Source organism: Amycolatopsis sp. CB00013, assembly GCF_001905755.1.
Taxonomy (GTDB): Bacteria; Actinomycetota; Actinomycetes; order Mycobacteriales; family Pseudonocardiaceae; genus Amycolatopsis; species Amycolatopsis japonica.
In genome coordinates this window covers 72,184-90,187 of the sequence record NZ_LIWC01000007.1, presented here as the reverse complement: position 1 = coordinate 90,187, position 18,004 = coordinate 72,184, and the positions used below count along the sequence as shown (strand labels likewise).

Genomic DNA, 18,004 nt, shown 5'->3' with positions numbered 1-18,004 from the left:
ATCCCCGTCACCACGTGCCCACGTAGGAGATCGCGTCGTCCCATGCCTCGCCGACGGCGTCGGCCGCCTGGCCGGCCGCACCGCTCACCGCGTCGACGGCAGCGCCGCCGTACTCGCCGAAGGTGTCCGCGATCTTCGGCAGGTCGATGTCGATCTTCGCGCCGATCCCGGCACCGAGCCCGAGCGCGACACCCGCCTTGAAGTTGACCTTGATATGCCCGGCGTCGTAGACGGCCTGGCCGTCGAGCTGCGCGCCGAGTCCATATTGGAGGGTGCCGCTCGCACCGACGCCCACGCCCGCCACGTCCGCCGCGAGCTCGCCTTCGATCTTGCCGCCCACGAAGGCGTTGGCGTGCACGCCGACCCCGTGCGCGCCCGCCTGCAGCGATCCGTTCACCTCACCGCCGACGAACGCGGTCCCCTTGGCACTGGCCGAAGCGACGCCCCATTCCTTCTTGCCTTCGAGTTCTTCCTTGAAGGCGGCCAATTCGGCGTGCCCGGACGCCTTGAAGTCCCAGCCCTGCGTGGAGATCTTGGCGTCCCACCCCGGGGTGAAGCCGTCCTGCTCCTGCTTCCACTTGGCGTAGGTGATCTCGGTGTTGCCCCAGGCCTTTTCGCCCAGGCTCTCCGGCTTCGGCCTGCCGAACGGGGTGTCGCCCGCCCGCGGGGCGCGCGTGCCTTCGAGGCCGTCCCAGGTGAGCTTCTTCCAGCCGGAATTGCCGAACCACGAAGGATGCGAACGCGGGCGCTTGCGGCCGTCGAGCGCTTCGCCGTTGAGCCAGTACAACGGGCCGCGGCCCCTTTTGCCGAGCTCGTGCTCGATCCGGCCGGTGCCCTCCGGCGGGAACAGCCGCGCGAGTTCCTCGCTCAGCTCGTCGGCGATCTCCTGCGCCGCCTGCGCGGCGCGTTCACCGAGCTGGCGGGCGGCGGAGATGAACGCGTTGACCGCGTTCGCGTTCGCCGTCCGCGCCTGGCTGGTGAGCTGCGCGGCGTACTGGTCGAACTGCGCGAGGATCGAGTCCACACAGGACTTCGCGCCCTGCAGCGCCTGCGCTCCCGCCCGCAGCCGGTTCGACTGGTCGCTCAGTTTCGCGCCGAGCTCGCCGAGTTCCTGGCACAGTTTCGTGGCGGAGACGGAAAACGCCGTGTAGGCGTCGCCTTCCCAAGACGCGTTGAGCGCCTTCGACGCCTTGCCGATCTCGTCCGCCCGGCCGGAAACCGTCGACGCCCGGTCGCCGCACCGCTGACCGGCCGCGGTCAGCGCCGAAGGGTCACCGGTGACCCGCCGCTGGTACTCGACCACGAGCCGCCGGTAATTCGACAGGATCGAGCTGACGACGCCCGAAGCGTCGACCACACCGCTCCCCCACACGGTTTACCTGCCCTTCGCCGGTGAATCCGCGCCTGCGTCGATGTCGATGTGCTGCTCGAAATGCTTGCCGCCGTAGTTCATGTCGATGTCGATATCGATGTCCTGACCACCCGGCGCCTGCACGGTGGACTTGCCGGTGCTCAGGTCGGTGGTGATGGTGACGGTGTTCCCCGAGCCCGCACCCGCGCCCGCTCCCGGGAACGAGCCCGGCGAACCCGCGCCGCCGCCCGAGGGTCTGTCCACCGGGATCCAGGCGTCGGCGCCACCCGGCCAGTTGCCCTGGGATCCGTTGCCGCCCAACGCCGGCGGCCGGTACTGGGTGAACGGCGGCGTCTCGCCCGGCGTCGAACCACCGCCCGCGCCGCCACCGGAACCACCGATCGCGGCCTGCCCCGAACCGCTGGCGACCGAACCCGGCGCCTGCGGGTTGGTGACCGGGGTGCCGGAGACCGCCGAGTTGCCCGCCGCGCCGTTGTCACCGGCGTCGTTGTGTCCGAACAGTTTCTGGACCTCGCCGATGATGGTGGCGATCTGGGTGATCTGGTTGGCGAGGTCGACCACGCCGAGCGCTTTCAGCAGCGCGCCGATCGCGGTGATGAACGCGCGCAGCGAAGCACTGGTGGCGGTGGAAAGCGCGACCGCGGCGCCGTAGGTCCACGGATTCGACATCAGGCCCGCGACCGTCGGGTTCACCGCCGAGACCACCGCCTTGTACGCGGTCTGCGCGGTCTTGATCAGCGTCCCGGCGATGCCGAGCAGCTCGGCACCCTTCTGCACGACCTGGATGATCTTGGTCAGCGAGTTCAGGGAATCGGTGATCTTCTTCAGCGCGGAGTCCGACGCGCCGCCGGACCAGATCTTGCCCAGCTGCTCGGCGGCCTTCGTCACCTCGTTGTACATGGTGAGGAACTCGTTGGCCTTCTTGAGCACCTCGAGCACGTGCTTCGCGATCTGCTCCGGCTGGCCGGTGAGGATCTGCGGCAGGATGGTGATCGGCCCGCCCGAGGACGCCGTGGCGTCCATCGCGCTGGAATTGGGGTAAGTCAGCATGTCGCTCCTCAGGCCGGAAGTCAGACGGAAGCCGGGCGGTAGACGCTGACCTTCGCCAGGCCGTTGATGTCCGCTTCGACGAGTCCGTGGTTGTAGAGCAGCCCGCCCTCTCCGGCGATGGCGATGATCGGCTTGCTGTCGGAGAACAGGAGCGGTTCGACCACGACGACGTCGCCGCTGTGCACACCGCCCGGCACGTCGCCGAAGTTGCGAGCCGTACCCGCGTAAACCTCGATGACCCCGACCCGCGCCTGGTTGTCGGCGTCACCGGCCAGCCAGTCGTTGAAGTCCGAGACGCCGTGGAACCGCGTGTCGGTGATCGGGTGGTCGCCGAGCTGTCCCAGCCGCGCGTCCTCCAGGTAGCGCAGCACGTTGCCGACCGAAGACGGCTCGCCGTTGGCGCCGGCGCTGTCGTTGATGGCCAGTGTCGCCAGCTCGGAGGCGTGCGAGTTCCCCCAGATCGACGAAGACGTCGATCCGGCACCGCCGCCGGGGCGGCCGCCGTATCCGCCCGCGACCGCCTCGTCGGCGGCCTGGTACGCGTCGGCGCTGCTCTTGATGAAGCCGTTGATCTGCTGCAGCAGCTGGAGCAGGGTGCGGACCGCGACCACCTGCTGGCTCTGCATCGCCGTGTTGGCCGCCGCCACCGCGCTGCCGAACGTGGCGAACGACATCGGCTGCAGGACGGTGCGTTCGAGGTCGGCGACGACGTTGATGCCCTGCATGATGATGCCGCCCAGGTTCCCGACCGCCGAGCGCATGGCCTCGGGCTCCGCCCGGTACTCGCCCGTGCCGACCATGGCTCTCCTTCTCTCGTTCCCCCACGTCTGCGTGACCAGCAGCGTAAGTTCGCCACCAGACGTGAGCGGACGGCAAAAGTACCCACCGCAAGGGCGGCACGAGTGGCCAGAATGATCGGCAGGATTACCCACAAGCGGCCAGAAAGACCCTGATGAGCGCCACTCGCGACCGCCTGCCGGCCCTGGGCGAGCAGCCCGGTGAGATCGTCCTGCAGTCCCCGCCGATGCTGCCGAAGGGCTCCTCCGGCGGAGCCATGCAGCTGCTGATGTTCATGCCGATGATGCTGGGCATGGGCGCCATGTCGTTCGTCTACATCGGACGCGACGGCGGGGTGATGACCTACATCTTCGGCGCGTTGTTCCTCACCGCGATGGTGGGCATGGTGGTGATGTCGCTCGGCCGCGGCGGCGCGCAGAAGAAGGCGCAGATCAACGAGGAACGCCGGGACTACCAGCGGTATCTGACCGGTTTGCGCGGCCAGGTCCGCGAGATCGCGGACAACCAGCGGGCGGCGATGGCCGCGTTGCAGCCCGACCCGGCGGATCTGTGGGCGTACATCGAGACGGGGAAGCTGTGGGATCGCCGCAAATCCGATCCGCAGTTCGGGCAGGTGCGCGTCGGGACGGGGCCGCAGCGGCTGGCGACACCGTTGAAGGCGCCGCAGACCGTGCCGCTGGAAGACCTCGACCCGGTGTGCTCGACGAACCTCAAGCACTTCATCCGCACGTACTCGACGGTGGACGGGCTCCCGGTCGCGATCTCGCTGCGGTCGTTCGCGCAGGTCAGCCTGTCCGGCCGCCGTCCGGACACCCTCGGCACGGCGCGGGCGCTGCTGACCCAGCTCGCGACCTTCCACTCGCCCGGTGACCTGCGGATCGCGTTGTGCGTCAAGGACGACAGGCTGCACGACTGGGAATGGGCGAAGTGGCTGCCGCATGTCGCCTCGACCGCGGCCGACGCCGCCGGCCCGCGACGGCTCGTCGACGCGGACTCCGGGAAGCTCGCCGATCTCCTCGGCCCCGACCTCGCCGACCGGCCCGCGTTCACCCGGCGGCCGGACGCCCGGCTGGACCTGCCGCATGTCGTCGTGATCGTCGACGGCGGGCACGTCCACGGCGATACCCGGCTCGTCGCCGAAGAAGGCAGGCTCGGCGTCACCGTGGTGGAGATCGGCACCGAGCAGCCGCGTTCGGTCTCGTCGGAACGGCTGCTGAGCCTGCACATGAGTCCCGAACAGCTCGGCATGGTCGTCGGCGACGGGACGGAGCAGCGGCTCGGGTTCCTCGGCAAGCCGGACACCTTGGACCGCGGAGCCGCCGAGGCGCTGTCCCGGATGCTGACGCCGCTGTTCCAGGGGGCGGCCGTGGTCAGCGAGGCACCGATGTCGGCGACGTTCGGGCTGGCGGGGCTGCTCGGCATCGGCGATCCGCGCGACACCGACACCGCGGTCACCTGGGCACCGCGTTCGGCGCGGGACCGGCTGCGGATCCCGTTGGGCGTCAATCCCGAAGGCAGGCCCGTCGACCTCGACCTCAAGGAGTCGGCGGAAGGCGGCATGGGTCCGCACGGCCTCGTCATCGGCGCGACCGGATCCGGCAAGAGCGAGCTGCTGCGGACGCTGGTCACCGCGCTCGCCGTCACGCATTCTTCGGAGAAGCTCAACCTCGCGCTGATCGACTTCAAGGGCGGCGCGACGTTCGCGGGGATGACCGGGCTGCCGCACACCTGCGCCGTCATCACCAACCTGTCCGACGACCTCGCGCTGGTCGACCGCATGGCGGACGCGCTGAACGGCGAACTGTTGCGGCGTCAGGAGCTCCTGCACGCCGCCGGGAACTACGCGTCGGTGCGGGACTACGAAAAGGCCAGGGAATCGGGTGTCAACCTGCGGCCGCTGCCGTCGCTGCTGGTGATCATCGACGAATTCAGCGAGCTGCTGTCGTCGCGGCCGGAGTTCATCGACCTGTTCGTCGCGATCGGGCGGCTGGGCCGGAGCCTCGGGATCCATCTGCTGCTGGCCTCGCAGCGCCTGGAGGAAGGACGGCTGCGCGGGCTCGATTCGCATCTGTCGTACCGGATCGGCCTGCGGACCTTCTCCGCGTCGGAGAGCCGCGCGGTGCTCGGCGTCGCGGACGCCTACCAGCTGCCGCCCGTGCCGGGTTCGGCGTATCTGAAATCCGACAACGACACCCTCATCCGGCTCAAGGCCGCGTACGTCTCGGGGGAACTGCCGCCGCGCAGCAAGATCGTGCGCAAGGACGGCCGGAGTCTCGGCCTGATGCCGTTCACGCTGGCACCGGTCGAGATCCCGGTGACCGTCGAAGCCGAGGAACCGGTCGAAAAGGGCACCGGCGAGACGATCATCGGCGCGATGATCTCGCGGATCGAAGGCAAAGGCCCGGAGGCGCACCAGATCTGGCTTCCGCCGCTGGCCGAACCGCCCACCCTGGACCAGCTGCTGCCGCCGCTCGGTGAAGACCCCGAACGCGGCCTGTGCCCGCTGGGCTGGGGCGGCAACGGCAAGCTGATGATCCCGGTCGCGTTGGTGGACAAGCCCTTCGAGCAGCGGCGCGACATGCTGTGGGCCGATTTCGCCGGCGCCGCCGGGCACGCGCTGATCGTCGGGGCGCCGCAGAGCGGCAAGAGCACGCTGATGCGCGACATCGCCGCGATGCTCGCGCTGACCCACACACCGGAAGAGGTCCAGTTGTTCGTGCTGGACATGGGTGGTGGCGCGCTGGCACCGATCGCCGGGCTGCCCCACGTGTCCGGCTACGCGACGCGGCGCGACGCCCAGCGGTGCCGCCGGGTGGTGGCGGAGCTGACGACCCTGCTCGAACAGCGCGAGGAGTTCTTCTCCGCCAACGGGATCGAGTCGATCACGACGTTCCGCCAGCGGCGCTCGGAGTTCCGGGAGAGTACGGAAGGCCGCGAGTTCGGCGACGTCTTCCTGTTCGTGGACAACTGGACCACGATCCGCCAGGAATACGAGCAGCTGGAGGAGCAGATCACCAGCCTCGCGTCACGCGGGCTCGGTTTCGGCATCCACGTCGTCGTCTCGATCAACCAGTGGATGGGCATGCGGGCGCCGTTGCGGGACGCGATCGGCACCAAGTTCGAACTGCGGCTCGGTGAACCGGCGGACTCGCTGATCGACCGCAAGATCGCGCAGAACGTCCCGGCGGACCGGCCGGGGCGCGGGTTGACCGCGGACAAGCTGCACTTCCTCGCGGCGCTCCCGCGGATCGACTCGGACCAGCGGCCGGACACCGTCGGCGCCGGTGGGCTGGATCTGAACCGCCGGATTTCGGCGGCCTGGAATCGCGCGGCGGCGCCGCAGGTCCGGCTGCTGCCCGCCGAGGTCCCGCTGGACTCGCTGGAAGACGGACCGCGCAAGCAGGTCACGCTCGGCATCGCGGAATCGAATCTGCGGCCGGTGCATCTCGACTTCGCCACCGAACCGCATTTCGTGGCCTTCGGCGACGTGGAATCCGGCAAGAGTTCGCTCCTGCGCGCGATCGCGCAGGGCATCGTGTCGAAGTACTCCCCGGAGGAAGCGGCGATCGTGGTCGCCGACTACCGGCGCGGGATGCTGGGCGCGGTACCGGATTCGCATCTGCTCGGCTACGCGGGTTCGGAAACCGTGCTGAGCGGGCTGATCGAGCAGTGCCAGCAGGCGATGCGGAACCGGCTGCCCGGCGCGGACGTCACGCCGGAGCAGTTGCGGAACCGGTCCTGGTGGCGCGGTCCGGAGCTGTTCGTGCTCGTCGACGACTACGAGATGGTCGCGACCGTCGGCCGGAACCCGTTGCAGCCGCTGCTGGAATTCCTGCCGCAGGCACGGGACATCGGCCTCCACCTCGTCATCGCGCGCGGCAGTGGCGGCGCCGGACGGTCCCTGTTCGAACCCGTGCTGCAACGGATCCGGGAGCTGGGTTCGCCCGGCCTCGTGATGTCCGGCTCGCGGGACGAAGGGGCCCTGCTCGGCGACGTGAAGCCGGGACCGCAGCCCGCCGGGCGTGGTGTGCTGGTCTCGCGGCGGCATGGGACCGGGCTGGTGCAGGTGGCGTGGACGAAGCCGGTGGAGGACTGAGCGCCGCTCAGTCCGGCTTGAGCGGGCCGGAGCCGAGGAGCGCCAGGATGTGATCGAGCACATCGAGGGCGTCGGGTGGGTGTTCGCCCCCGGCGCGTGCGCGGTCGAGCATCGTCTGGAGTTGTCGGCCGCGTTCGGCGAGGAGCCGGTAGGTCGTCGTCCAAACTGCCGGTGCCCGGGATCGGTGGGTTCGTGGTGAGCCAGGTCAAGGCCGCGTGGGCGGTCAGGTCTTCGAGAGTGCCCCAACGGCGGTAGATGCTCGCGACCGCCACGCGGTCACGTTTCTGACGGTGAACATGCCGTAGCCGTGTTCGACCTTATCGACAGTGCCATCGACGTCACCGCCGCCATCGTCGAGGGCATTCACGCCGACCGATTGCCGGCACCGTCACTTGTTCCGGCTGGGACAACCGCTTCGAGCTCAACCACCTCGTGGACGGCATGCGGGTCTTCGCCGGGGAACTGTCGGGCGCGTTGCACACCACCGTCCACTTAGGATTCGGTCGCGTACCCGGACATTTGACCGCGCTCAACCATCTCACCGAATTCGTCGTCCACGGTGGCGACCTCGCTGTCACGACCGGACAGGGGGAGCTCGTCGATCAGCGGCATTGCGCGGAGCTTCTGAACACCATGCGGGGCATGGACTTTGAGGCTTTCCGGCGGCCTGAGCTTGCCGCTCCGGACTGGCGGTTGCCTGCTTTTGCTAGGGGTTTAGGGATGCGTAGTCGGGTTTAAGTGAGTTGATTCGACACACCCGGAAGCCGGCTCGCGGAGTCAGTGGCGGTCGAACTCATGTTCGAGTATGATCTTGGTCATGACCCAATCACTTGCTTTCAATCCGAAAGCCGCTCAGTTTCTCGATGCCGCCCACGACGAGGAGATCGTGCTTCGCCGCGCACAAGGCCGGCAGGTGCGTTCGTTAGCCGGATTCGCCGCGGTGGGTGGATCGCGAAGATCGGTGACCGAGGAGGTCGCTCTGGCCTTCTCGGTCTCTCGCAATCACGCTTTCCTGCTGGTCGAAACCTCGTGCGCGCTGGTTCGCCGGTTGCCGAACACGTTGCGGGCACTGGAACTGGGCGACATCGATCTGCACAAGGCGTCGAAGGTCTGCCGGCTGACCCGCGAGGTCTCCGATGAGGTCGCCGCCCTGGTGGACGATTTCATGGCCGGACGGCTCGCCGAGCGAGATCCCGGAGCGATCGGCAAATCGGTGAGTTACGCCGTGCAGAAGTTCGACCCCGACGGCTATCGGGTACGGGCCGCGAGAAAGCGCGCGTCGCGACATGTCTCGTTAAAACACGAGGACGACACCATGTCCACCCTCAGCGGTTTCTTGCCTTCCGAAGTGGCCGGCTCGATCTACGCCTCATTGGCCCGCGCCGCCCAAACCCGCCGCCAAACCGACAAGACCCGCACTCTCGATCAGCACCGTGCGGACATCTTCGCCGAACGACTCCTCGCCGAGGACGGCCACGGCACACCCCGCGCGCACGTCCACGTCTATGTCGACCTGTTGACCTTGACCGGTGCGCGGGAGGACCCCGCGACACTGGCCGGTTACGGACCCATCCCCGGCTGGCTCACCCGCGAGATCGCCGCCGCCCCCGGCTCGACCTGGTCCCGGCTGATCACCGACCCCACCACCGGACAGCTCCTCGAAGCCAGCCCCGGCACCTACCGGCCCCCGGCCTCACTCGCTCGTCTGATCAAGGCGCGGGACCGCGAATGCACCCACCCCGGCTGCCACCGCCCCGCCGAATTCTCTGAGATCGACCACATCACCACCTGGGCGCGGAACGGCGACACCGACCACCACAACTGCCACGCCGCCTGCAAAATCCACAACATGCTCAAAGAAGAACCCGGCTGGACCGCAGAACCCACCGGCAACGGCAGCATGACCATCACCACCCCCACCGGCCGCCGCTACAGCGCGACACCTGAACCACTCCACGATCCACGTCCGGAACCGGAGGACGAAACCCCGCCCTTCTAACCGGCGCAGACACACTCGGGGCCACCCGGACACACTCCGGGCGGCGACACCGGCGAGCCCAAATCCGGCCTGGCAGCTGTGCGGCGCCACTCCGGGAGCATGTCGGCCGGTGACACCGGCACCCATGCGGCCTGCCCGGCTGCAAGCCATGCGGCACAGCACCTTGACGGCTACTCAGCTACATACCGGGCGGCAACACCGACACGCCCTTCGTCGTGGGCAAGGCCCGGAACGACCGCGTCCCGAGCCCTCGTCTTACCACGACAAGAGCCCAGACCTACCACCGATCCGAGACTCGGCGACCACGCGCCAAGCCGCCCGAGACCATCGGCCGACTCACGCTCCCACGAACAAAACCCTTGTCCATCAACAAACCAACCACAAAGAAACAGCGCCTCAGCCACGACCCCGACGAACAACTACCCCTCAGGACAAGTACTGATACAACGCACCGCGATCGTGGTGCTCATCTCGTTGCCAGGCCCGGAGATCATGCCGGTCAGCAGCTTGTCCAGATCCTCCCGCACCCCACACCCCGAGAACGGCGGGATCTCGAAGCTGCTCGTGAGCACTGTCGGCGGCGCCGTGTCCTGCAGCCCGGTCAGCCCCTTGACCTTGATCGTCAGCGGAGCCGCCGTTTTGCAATTAGGCCCCAGATCGAGCACCTTGCCATCGACCTTGGTGTCGCTCAGGCGAAGGCCGAGGCTGAGCGTCAGGTCGATGATCACCGACAGGTACTTCTTGCCGTCCGGGAAAAGCCGGGGAGCCACCACACCCGCGTCGCCGGGGTTCTTCACCAATACCCCGTGTTGGTCGCCCTCGGAAACCAGGCTGACAGTGCTCGTCACCGGCATGAAGCGAAAAGCCACGAAATACGCGTTCACAGTGGGCGGCAGAGTGATCGAACCCGTCAGGGTTTCTTTCACCGAGTCTACAGTGCCATCGAAACGTCCCTCACCGGTAGCCAGTTGAGAGCCCAGCTTCGCAATGCGCGACACGGTATTCCGCACGAAATATGACGCCTTCAACCCCGCGGCCATGGTGGGCGCGTCCGCACGCGGAGCGTCGACCTCGCCCTGGGCGGCGGAAGCCGAGCTCAGCGAAAAGGCTCCCAGCGAGAGCACCACGCCGGCCGTGAGCAGCCGGAAGGCGCGTCGATTCGCCAGAGTCATAGGGCTCAAATCCTTCACAGCCAACGGAATCGAGGTAGCGAACCGAACCGTACTCGGAGCCGTTCGCGCAAGGCAATCCATACCCGGGCGCTTGTCATCCGCCTCAGAAATCCGACGCACTCGATTGTGACGCGCGTGATAACGAATCGAAGGGGTTGACGCCTCTCGCATAACGACGGCAGGCTGGGAAAGCGAATCAGACACGAGGGGGAATTATGAAACTTCCGAGGCGCGCAATCACCAGCGCGGTCACCACTGCGGTCACCGCGGCGATCGCCGTCGTCGGCCTGTCCGGCACGGCGACGGCCCAGACGCAAGCCTGGACGATGTCCGTGTCACCGTCGACGAATCTCGCCGCCGAGCAGACCGTGACCGTCACGGCCGGCGGCCTCGACGCCAACCGCCAGATCCTGCTGCTCGAATGCCCCACCGAGGACGGCAGCTGTTACGTCATCGGATATCCGACAGCGGACGCCAACGGCGTCATCTCGACCACCGCCACGGTCTACCGGCATATGTCGTTCGACGACCGCGCTTACGATTGCAAGACCTTGAGCGGGGGTTGCTCGGTCGTCGGCAGTGATTTCTCCACGGGCGGCGAATTGGTCAAGGTGCAGCTCACCTTCCAATAGCGGAGGCGATCACCCTGGCACAGGCCAGAGCCTCGTTCACTCCGGTGTCCACCTCGACGTCGTAGACCACGCCCCGGTGCACGATCCCGGCCTGTGCCTCCGCCATTCCCGCGACCCGGTCCCCGCGCGCCGTCTCCCGCCCGGCGGCCACGGCACCGTCACACCGGACGCCGACCCAGAGCACTTCGAGCCCGTCCAACGCGTCGCGCCACCGCTGCTGCGACGCGGCGCCACCCAGGAAAACGTCGTCGATGACGACCCTGGCCCCCGCCCGCACCATCGCCGCGACACCGGCCATCCACGCATCCTCGAGCCGCCGGAAACCGGATCCGACGCTCACCCCGCCGTCCCCGGCGAAGTCGATCCCCTCGTCGACCGCGGCGGGCATGGCGCCGATCAAGGTGTCCACGCCGAGGGTGAGCCAGGGATCCGGCAGCACCGCTTGCAGGCACCGGGCGATCCCCGATTTGCCGGAACTGGAGCCGCCGTTCAACACGATCACCCTGGTCGTCACTCCGACAGCCTAAAGACGAACACTTTTCCAGCAAAACGGATACAACGGACGCGCCAATACATTCCTCACGGCGGTTACCGACTTCGGTAGGTTACTAAAACCCTTACCGCGACCTAACTTGGTGAAACCGTTTCGACTCGAAACGGTTTCCCCGACGCAGGCCGAAGGGCGTATTCATGCGTATGTCCAAGATCGTCGCAACGGTGGCGGGCGCCGCCGCGGCGCTGACCCTTGCCGCCACCCCCGCCGCGAACGCGGGCCAGGACATCATCGGCGGCGGCACCGTGAGCTCCGCGCCGTGGGGCGCCCAGATCTACTGGGACGACGCCACCGCGTTCGGCGGCTTCAACTGCTCCGGCACGATCATCGCGCCGCAGTGGGTCCTCACCGCGAAGCACTGCCTCAACAAGCCCGGAATGCACGTCAAGGTCGGCAACGTCAACCTGAACCAGGGCACCGAGGCCGACGTCGACCAGCAGAAGGCCGCCCCGAGCGGCGACATCGCCCTGCTGCACCTCACGACCGCGGTCAGCACGACGTACATGAAGCTCGGCTCCGCGAACCCGGCCAACGGCACCACGAACCAGATCTACGGCTGGGGCCGCACCCAGGGCAACAACCCGCCTTCGAGCGTCCTGAAGACGGCCAACGTCCGCATCACCGGCACCAGCAGCGACGCGTACGGCGGCCAGGCCATCGCCAGCGTCGGCATCAACGGTTCCGCCTGGCACGGCGACTCGGGCGGACCGCAGCTCGCGAACGGCGTCCAGGTCGGCGTCTGCTCGACCGGCAGCAACTCCGGCACGAACCCGCAGGGCACCCAGAACTACGCCAGTGTCGCGGCGAGCCGCAGCTGGATCCGCACCACCGCGGGAGTCTGAGACGACCGGCTGGGGCCGTTCGCCGGCGAACGGCCCCGGTCCAATGTGGACATACTGAGCGTCAGACCAGTTGGTGCATCGGCCGCCTCGCCCGAAGCGAAAGCGCCGAACCCGCCGCCACGACGGCGATGATCCCGGTGCCGGCGACCAGCGTCCAGAAGTCCGGGTGCACGATGGACTGTCCTCGCTGAGCCTGCCAGGTGAGCAGCACGAGCAATCCCGCGAAGCCCACCGAGGCGGTCCGCACCAGGTTCCGCCGCACGAATTCCGATTCGAGCACCGGATACCGCCGGGCGAGTTTGAGCAGCCCGAAAGCGACCAACGGCAGCACCTGGATCGCGTGGATGCCGAAGAAGTGCGGGATCCGCATGTCCCCTCCGACCGTGCTCCACCCCAGCACCGGCAGCCCCGGTCCGCCGTCGGGCACGCCGACCGCGTGGGCGCCGACGACCGACAGCCGTTCGCCGGCGCGGAACTGGGCCATTTGCTGTTCGTTCGGCCCGAACATCAGCAGCGCGATCCCGATCCCGGCGACCGACAACGCGGCACCCGCGCGCAACGCGGAGTTCATCGCCCGGTCGGGAAGACGTTGGAACAGCAGGAGAATCGCGATGGCCGCCGTCGCAGCCCAGCCGGTGAAGGCGCCGTTCGCGACCATGTTGTTGATCCACTGGTCGACCGGGGTCTCCCGGTTGAAGTGCAGCGTCCGCCCGCGGACGGCGATCTGCCAGAACAGCAGCGCCATGTCCATGCCGAGGCCGACCGCGAACACCGTCCCGAGCCACCAGCCGAGCCGTTTGCCGCGGGTCAGCTGCCCGATCAGCCAGGCCAGTGTGACCGCGTAGAGCCCCACGGAAATCGTGAACTTGAGCGGTTTGAGCCAAATGGGCGCGTTGACGAGGCTGCGATCGTCGAAGACCAGGCCCCCGAGCGCGATGACGCCGAGCACCGCCATCGCCGCCGCCAAGATCATCAGCGGGCGATGCAGTACTGTCCTGGATCCCTTGTCCACCATGGATTCGAGCGTGCCGGGAAGCTCCGATCCGGACACTGGAGTACTCCCCCTGATCGGGGGTGGGGAAAGCCCTACCGCCGACCTGTGGGTAATAGTGCCGTCACCGCGACCGGCAGTTGTGCCGTTTGACCGCACTCCCCTCTTTTCTAGCGTGTCCTTCACAAGAGCAGACAGGGCGTCCCCTGGTGCTCACCGGGATTTCCAGCGAGATGAGAGGAGGTGGCCCATCAATGACCGGTACGGGATATCAGGCAGACGCAGCTGCGATGGCGCGCGCCGTCCAGGGGTTCGAGGAAACCGCGTCGAACGCCAAGACCACGATGGCCAGCCTGGAGAGCGAGCTGACCCAGACCCTGCACAACTACAAGGGTGACCAGGCGGTCGCGTTCTGGGACCTGCAGCGCCGCCTGCAGGAGAAGATGACCATCGCCGTGAACGAGCTCAACACGATGTCGCGCCTCGTTCACGAGAGCAACCGGAACTACAACTCGGGTGACGAGCAGGTCCGGGAAAGCCTCACCGGGGTCAGCGGAACCGTCGACCAGACCGTGATCCACCGGCTGAACCCCTGATCCGCGAGAGGACCACCAATCATGGCTGACGTCGTCGAAATCAACTTCGCCGCGCTGCAGCACAGCTCGGCCTCGCTGGCCGCCAAGGCCAAGGCGCTCACCTCACAGCTCGAACAGCTGCACACCAACCTGCAGCCGATCACCCAGACCTGGTACGCCTCCGGCAGCTCCGCCGGTGAGGCCGCCCGTGCGTCTGAAACCCGCCTGCGCCAGGCCACCGCGGACATCGTGGCGATCATCGCGCAGTTCGGTGGCAAGGTCGGCGACGCCCACGATCTCCAGCACAGCCTGGAGAACCGCAACCAGGGCCTGTTCGCCGGCTGATCCCCAACCGTCGGCCGGCCGGTGCTTTCACCCCCCTCGGCACCGGCCGGCCGGCTTTGCGCGTAGTCGTCCCTTGTTGGCATGGCCGATTTCGAGAGAGCCGGGATCAATGCAAGACCAGTCGTACTACGTCCATCTGGAATCACTGAAGGACTTCGTGCGGGAACTGGAGACCCAGATCCACGCGATGTCCAAGCCGAACGACTTCCTGCTGACCCTGAGCGAACAGCCGTTGCTGTTCGGCGAGTTCGGGGAGGCGGGTTCACTCAACAAGGCGCACCAGGCGGCCGTCGCCGAGATGCAGGGCCTGCTGGATCAGGTCAAGGGCGCGATCACGTTCGCGCAGGACGTCACGACGACCGTCGCCGACGGTTACGCGGCGGCCGACGATTCGGTGGCGGGCGACATGAACCACTCGAGCCAGCAGACCGGGCTGCTCGATCCGCTGCTCAACGTCCTCGGGGGCGTGCTGGGCGGTAACAGCGGCTCGAACGGCGGGGGGAACAAGGGATGACCGACACCGCTCACACGAACTTCGCCGCGTATTCGCACCAGCAGCTCTACGCGATGCTTCAGGCGGGCGACCCCAACACGGCCCGCCACGCGGCCCACAAATGGCAGTCCACCGGCTCCGGGCTGTTCGAACAGGCCGAGAACCTGACCGGCGAGCTGAAGGACTTCTCCACCAGCTGGACCGGCGGAGCGGCCGACAAGTACCACACGATGATCACCGACCTCGTCGGCGGAATCCGCAAGGTCGCCCAGACCGCGAACGCGATGAACCACCTCCTCGAGGACGCGGCGGACGCGCTGGTGAAGGCCAAGAAGGAGATGCCGCCGCCGGTCGCGGTGCCGGACGTCTCCCCCGCCGATCTCGCGCTGGCCGTCAATCCGCCGCTCCTGCCGCCGGATTCGTCGCAGGCGACGATCATCAACGCCGCCCAGCAGCGTCAGCAGGCCATCGCGAACGTCGAAGCGCAGCAGCAGGCGGCGGGCGCGGCCAGCGCGGCGCACAGCAAGGCGATCGTGGTGATGACGCAGCTCGCGGGCGAGTACTCCACGGCCGAGGAGTCGATTCCGGCCTCGCCGAACGCCGTCGCCCCGCCTCCGGTCACCGGTGGCGGCACGGCCCCTGGCGGTTCGATCGGCAACAACATCGGCGGGACGCCGAACGTCGGCGTCGTTCCGGGCGACAACACGCATCCGCTGCCCTCGGACGGCTCCACGCCGCCCACCGCCGGGCAGCCCGGCCAGCCGCCCAAGTCGAACCCGTTGTTCGGCGACATGTTCACCGCCGGTCTCGCCGCGGCCTCGGCCGCCGCGTTCGGCCGGTTCGGCTCGATCATGCCGCGGGTGCCCGCGTGGGCGAACGGCAAGAACGACAAGGACAAGAACGGCGAGCCCGCGGGTGGCGGTGCCGGTGCGGCGGGCGCGACCGCGGGTGGCGCCGGCGGCGGTATCCCGGTCGGTGGTGGTGGCGCGCCGTCGCTGGACGGTGGCGCGATCGGCGCCGGCGGTGGCGGGTTCTCCGGCCCCGGCGAGGCCCCGGCCGCGTTCTCCGGTCTGGCTGGCGACGGCGGCTCGGGCAGCGCGATGAGCGGGCTCGCGGGCGGAGCGGCCGGTGCCGCGGGCGCGGCGGCGGCCAAGGGCGCGATGCCGATGATGCCCATGATGCCGATGGGCATGGGCGCGGGCGGCGACATGGGTTCCGGACGGCGGATCCCGCCGTGGCTCGTGGAGACCGAGAACGTCTGGGGTCAGTCGTCCCCGGTCGCTCCCGCCGTGCTCGGCGAAGAACCCGAACAGTACTGATTTCCCGACCAGGAGAGGCGGCTCGGTGATGGCATCCAGTGCGGGCGGTTACCGAGTCGCCCCCGCCAGGCTCGAAGCGGCGGCGGCCGAACTCGAACAGCGCGCAGGCGTGCTCAAGACGGCGCAGACCGCGCTGGCGGGTGAGAACGTCCCCGCGACCGCGTTCGGCCAGGTTTCGGCTTCCAGCGCGGCTTCGGCCACGTACACCAAGACGATCAAAGACGTCTCGGGCAAACTCGACGGCCAGATCACCAAGGCGACGGTGATCCATCAGGGACTGACTGCCGCGGGTGGCGGATACCGGCGCGCCGACGTCCAGGTCGCCGCCTCGTACCGGTCGCTGATGCCGGAGAACCCGTTGCCCAAGGCCGGGAATCCGGCAGGCGTCGGCGGCGCGGCCGACACCGGCTCGTGGGCGACCGCGATCGCCGAGAACCGCACGAAGGTCACCGACGCCCTGACCGCCGAACGCGAGCGGCTCGCGAACCTCCTGGCACAGGGCGGGAAAGCCGACGACATCGCGAGCGCACGTACGCGGATCGCGCTGTATGAGGACATCCTCGCCAACGACCGGCAGATCCTGCGGTTCGACCCGTCCGGGAACGGGCGCATCGTCGAACTGGTCGGCCGCATCGAGCCGGGCACCCGCAACGTCGGGTTGTTCGTCCCCGGCGTCAACACCTCGTTCGACAACTTCCAGAGCTACGCCGACCTCGGCAAGAGCCTGGTCGCCGCGGACGCCACCGGCCGGACCGCGATGGTGGTCTGGGCCGACGGGGTCTTCCCCCAGAACGTCGTCACCGAAGGCCCGGCCGCGCACTACGCGCAGACGATGGCGCCCGATCTCAAGGCGTTCGGCGACGAACTGCGCGGCCAGATCGACAGCCACGCCGGACCGGGTGTGGTGGTCACCGCCGTCGGGCACAGCTATGGCGGCGCGACCGTGGGCCTCGCCGAGCAGCTCGGGCTGAAGGCCGATCAGGTGCTGCACGTCGAGTCCGCGGGCATGGGACACGGGATCTGGAGCCCGAGCGACCTCCCGGCCAGCCAGGCCGGTGTGCAGCGGTACTCCATGACGGCCCCCTTCGACCCGATCGTGGTCGCGCAGGGCAACGCCGGCCTCATCGAATGGCTCGGCGCCGGGCACGGAGCGGACCCCGACCGCTTCCCCGGCGTCGTCGAACTGGAAACCGGCCGCGACGCGAACGGCGATCTGCAATGGGGTTTCGATTCCCACAGCGGTGTGCTCAAACCGGGTTCCGATTCGTGGAACAACATCTACGGTGTGATCACGGGCGGCGCGGTCACGCACGAAGGCTTCACCGGCGGCTCGCTGCGCGAGATGGTCATCGAAGGCGTCGGACGAGGCTTGTGAGGGACTGTTCATGATCACGAAGCACACCGAACTCGACCCGCTGGCCGAGGACCTCACGGCGGTCATCGACGGTGTCGCGGGCACCTTCGGCACCACCGCGGAGCGCACCGTGGAAGGCGAACTGGACTGCGACCCCACCCAGCCGGGCCGGTCGCTCTGCTGGCAGTACGGCCTCCGCGTGGACGACGCGACCGACGCGATCCGCAAACTCGTCGACGACGTCCTGCCCATGCTGGAGAGCCAGGGCTGGCAGTGGCGCGACCGCAGCAACCCGCGTGAGCTGATCGCGCAGTTCAGCCGCGACGGCGCCGACTTCAACGTGCACGTCTCCCGCGTCGGCGACGGCGTGGCCATCGTGGGCTCGACCGCCTGCGTATCCGTCCCCTAAAACC

Annotated in this window: 16 protein-coding genes; 10 read left to right on the top strand and 6 right to left on the bottom strand. The window is 68.3% G+C overall.

Features of this window, described 5'->3' with window-relative positions; translation table 11 throughout:
• Positions 1–7: 7 nt before the first annotated feature.
• The 3 genes from AMK34_RS37250 to AMK34_RS37240 are packed head-to-tail and all read right to left on the bottom strand — an operon-like array spanning position 8 to position 3,222.
• The gene (locus AMK34_RS37250; RefSeq protein WP_083650106.1) at positions 8–1,357 is read right to left on the bottom strand and encodes a WXG100 family type VII secretion target; all 1,350 of its coding nucleotides are present in this window, start codon (positions 1,355–1,357) and stop codon (positions 8–10) included.
• Positions 1,358–1,375: 18 nt separating this feature from the next.
• The gene (locus tag AMK34_RS37245) at positions 1,376–2,422 is read right to left on the bottom strand and encodes a hypothetical protein (protein ID WP_073848471.1); all 1,047 of its coding nucleotides are present in this window, start codon (positions 2,420–2,422) and stop codon (positions 1,376–1,378) included.
• Between the two features lie 20 nt (positions 2,423–2,442).
• Positions 2,443–3,222: a WXG100 family type VII secretion target gene (locus AMK34_RS37240; RefSeq protein ID WP_037344800.1), complete on the bottom strand. Its 780-nt coding sequence runs from the start codon at positions 3,220–3,222 to the stop codon at positions 2,443–2,445.
• Between the two features lie 152 nt (positions 3,223–3,374).
• Here AMK34_RS37240 and eccCa point away from each other — a divergent pair, with 152 nt between their 5' ends.
• Positions 3,375–7,316: a type VII secretion protein EccCa gene (eccCa, locus tag AMK34_RS37235; RefSeq protein WP_073848470.1), complete on the top strand. Its 3,942-nt coding sequence runs from the start codon at positions 3,375–3,377 to the stop codon at positions 7,314–7,316.
• 961 nt (positions 7,317–8,277) lie between these two features.
• The gene (locus AMK34_RS37230) at positions 8,278–9,315 is read left to right on the top strand and encodes an HNH endonuclease signature motif containing protein (RefSeq protein ID WP_241832966.1); all 1,038 of its coding nucleotides are present in this window, start codon (positions 8,278–8,280) and stop codon (positions 9,313–9,315) included.
• 419 nt (positions 9,316–9,734) lie between these two features.
• Here AMK34_RS37230 and AMK34_RS37225 read toward each other — a convergent pair whose 3' ends face one another.
• Positions 9,735–10,487: a hypothetical protein gene (locus AMK34_RS37225; RefSeq protein WP_073848469.1), complete on the bottom strand. Its 753-nt coding sequence runs from the start codon at positions 10,485–10,487 to the stop codon at positions 9,735–9,737.
• A 215-nt stretch (positions 10,488–10,702) separates the two neighbouring features.
• Here AMK34_RS37225 and AMK34_RS37220 point away from each other — a divergent pair, with 215 nt between their 5' ends.
• Positions 10,703–11,119 (top strand): neocarzinostatin apoprotein domain-containing protein, encoded by a 417-nt coding sequence (locus AMK34_RS37220; RefSeq protein WP_073848468.1) that lies wholly within the window; start codon positions 10,703–10,705, stop codon positions 11,117–11,119.
• Here AMK34_RS37220 and cpt read toward each other — a convergent pair.
• The gene (cpt, locus tag AMK34_RS37215) at positions 11,106–11,633 is read right to left on the bottom strand and encodes a chloramphenicol phosphotransferase CPT (RefSeq protein ID WP_073848467.1); all 528 of its coding nucleotides are present in this window, start codon (positions 11,631–11,633) and stop codon (positions 11,106–11,108) included. The two genes, AMK34_RS37220 and cpt, sit on opposite strands and share 14 nt — an antisense overlap.
• Positions 11,634–11,815: 182 nt before the next feature.
• On the opposite strand from cpt, the gene AMK34_RS37210 reads away from it, so the two are divergent.
• On the top strand, positions 11,816–12,514 hold the full coding sequence (locus AMK34_RS37210; RefSeq protein ID WP_038510256.1) for a trypsin-like serine protease: 699 nt from the start codon (positions 11,816–11,818) through the stop codon (positions 12,512–12,514).
• Positions 12,515–12,575: 61 nt separating this feature from the next.
• Here AMK34_RS37210 and AMK34_RS37205 read toward each other — a convergent pair whose 3' ends face one another.
• Positions 12,576–13,565, bottom strand: coding sequence for a hypothetical protein (locus tag AMK34_RS37205; RefSeq protein ID WP_143202735.1), 990 nt, complete (start codon positions 13,563–13,565; stop codon positions 12,576–12,578).
• A gap of 194 nt (positions 13,566–13,759) precedes the next feature.
• On the opposite strand from AMK34_RS37205, the gene AMK34_RS37200 reads away from it, so the two are divergent.
• The 6 genes from AMK34_RS37200 (at position 13,760) to AMK34_RS37175 (ending at position 18,000) form a co-directional block, all read left to right on the top strand.
• Positions 13,760–14,101 carry a WXG100 family type VII secretion target gene (locus AMK34_RS37200; protein WP_073848466.1) on the top strand — a complete coding sequence of 114 codons (342 nt, stop codon included), beginning with the start codon at positions 13,760–13,762 and terminating at the stop codon, positions 14,099–14,101.
• 21 nt (positions 14,102–14,122) lie between these two features.
• Positions 14,123–14,425: a hypothetical protein gene (locus AMK34_RS37195; RefSeq protein WP_005155348.1), complete on the top strand. Its 303-nt coding sequence runs from the start codon at positions 14,123–14,125 to the stop codon at positions 14,423–14,425.
• Positions 14,426–14,534: 109 nt separating this feature from the next.
• Positions 14,535–14,939, top strand: a complete 405-nt coding sequence (locus tag AMK34_RS37190) for a hypothetical protein (protein ID WP_038510253.1) — start codon at positions 14,535–14,537, stop codon at positions 14,937–14,939.
• On the top strand, positions 14,936–16,237 hold the full coding sequence (locus AMK34_RS37185; protein ID WP_073848465.1) for a WXG100 family type VII secretion target: 1,302 nt from the start codon (positions 14,936–14,938) through the stop codon (positions 16,235–16,237). Before AMK34_RS37190 ends, AMK34_RS37185 begins: the two co-directional genes overlap by 4 nt.
• 28 nt (positions 16,238–16,265) lie before the next feature.
• Complete coding sequence (locus tag AMK34_RS37180) at positions 16,266–17,612, top strand: alpha/beta hydrolase (RefSeq protein ID WP_073848464.1); 1,347 nt, start codon at positions 16,266–16,268, stop codon at positions 17,610–17,612.
• Positions 17,613–17,622: 10 nt separating this feature from the next.
• Positions 17,623–18,000: a hypothetical protein gene (locus tag AMK34_RS37175; protein WP_073848463.1), complete on the top strand. Its 378-nt coding sequence runs from the start codon at positions 17,623–17,625 to the stop codon at positions 17,998–18,000.
• Positions 18,001–18,004 lie beyond the last annotated feature (4 nt).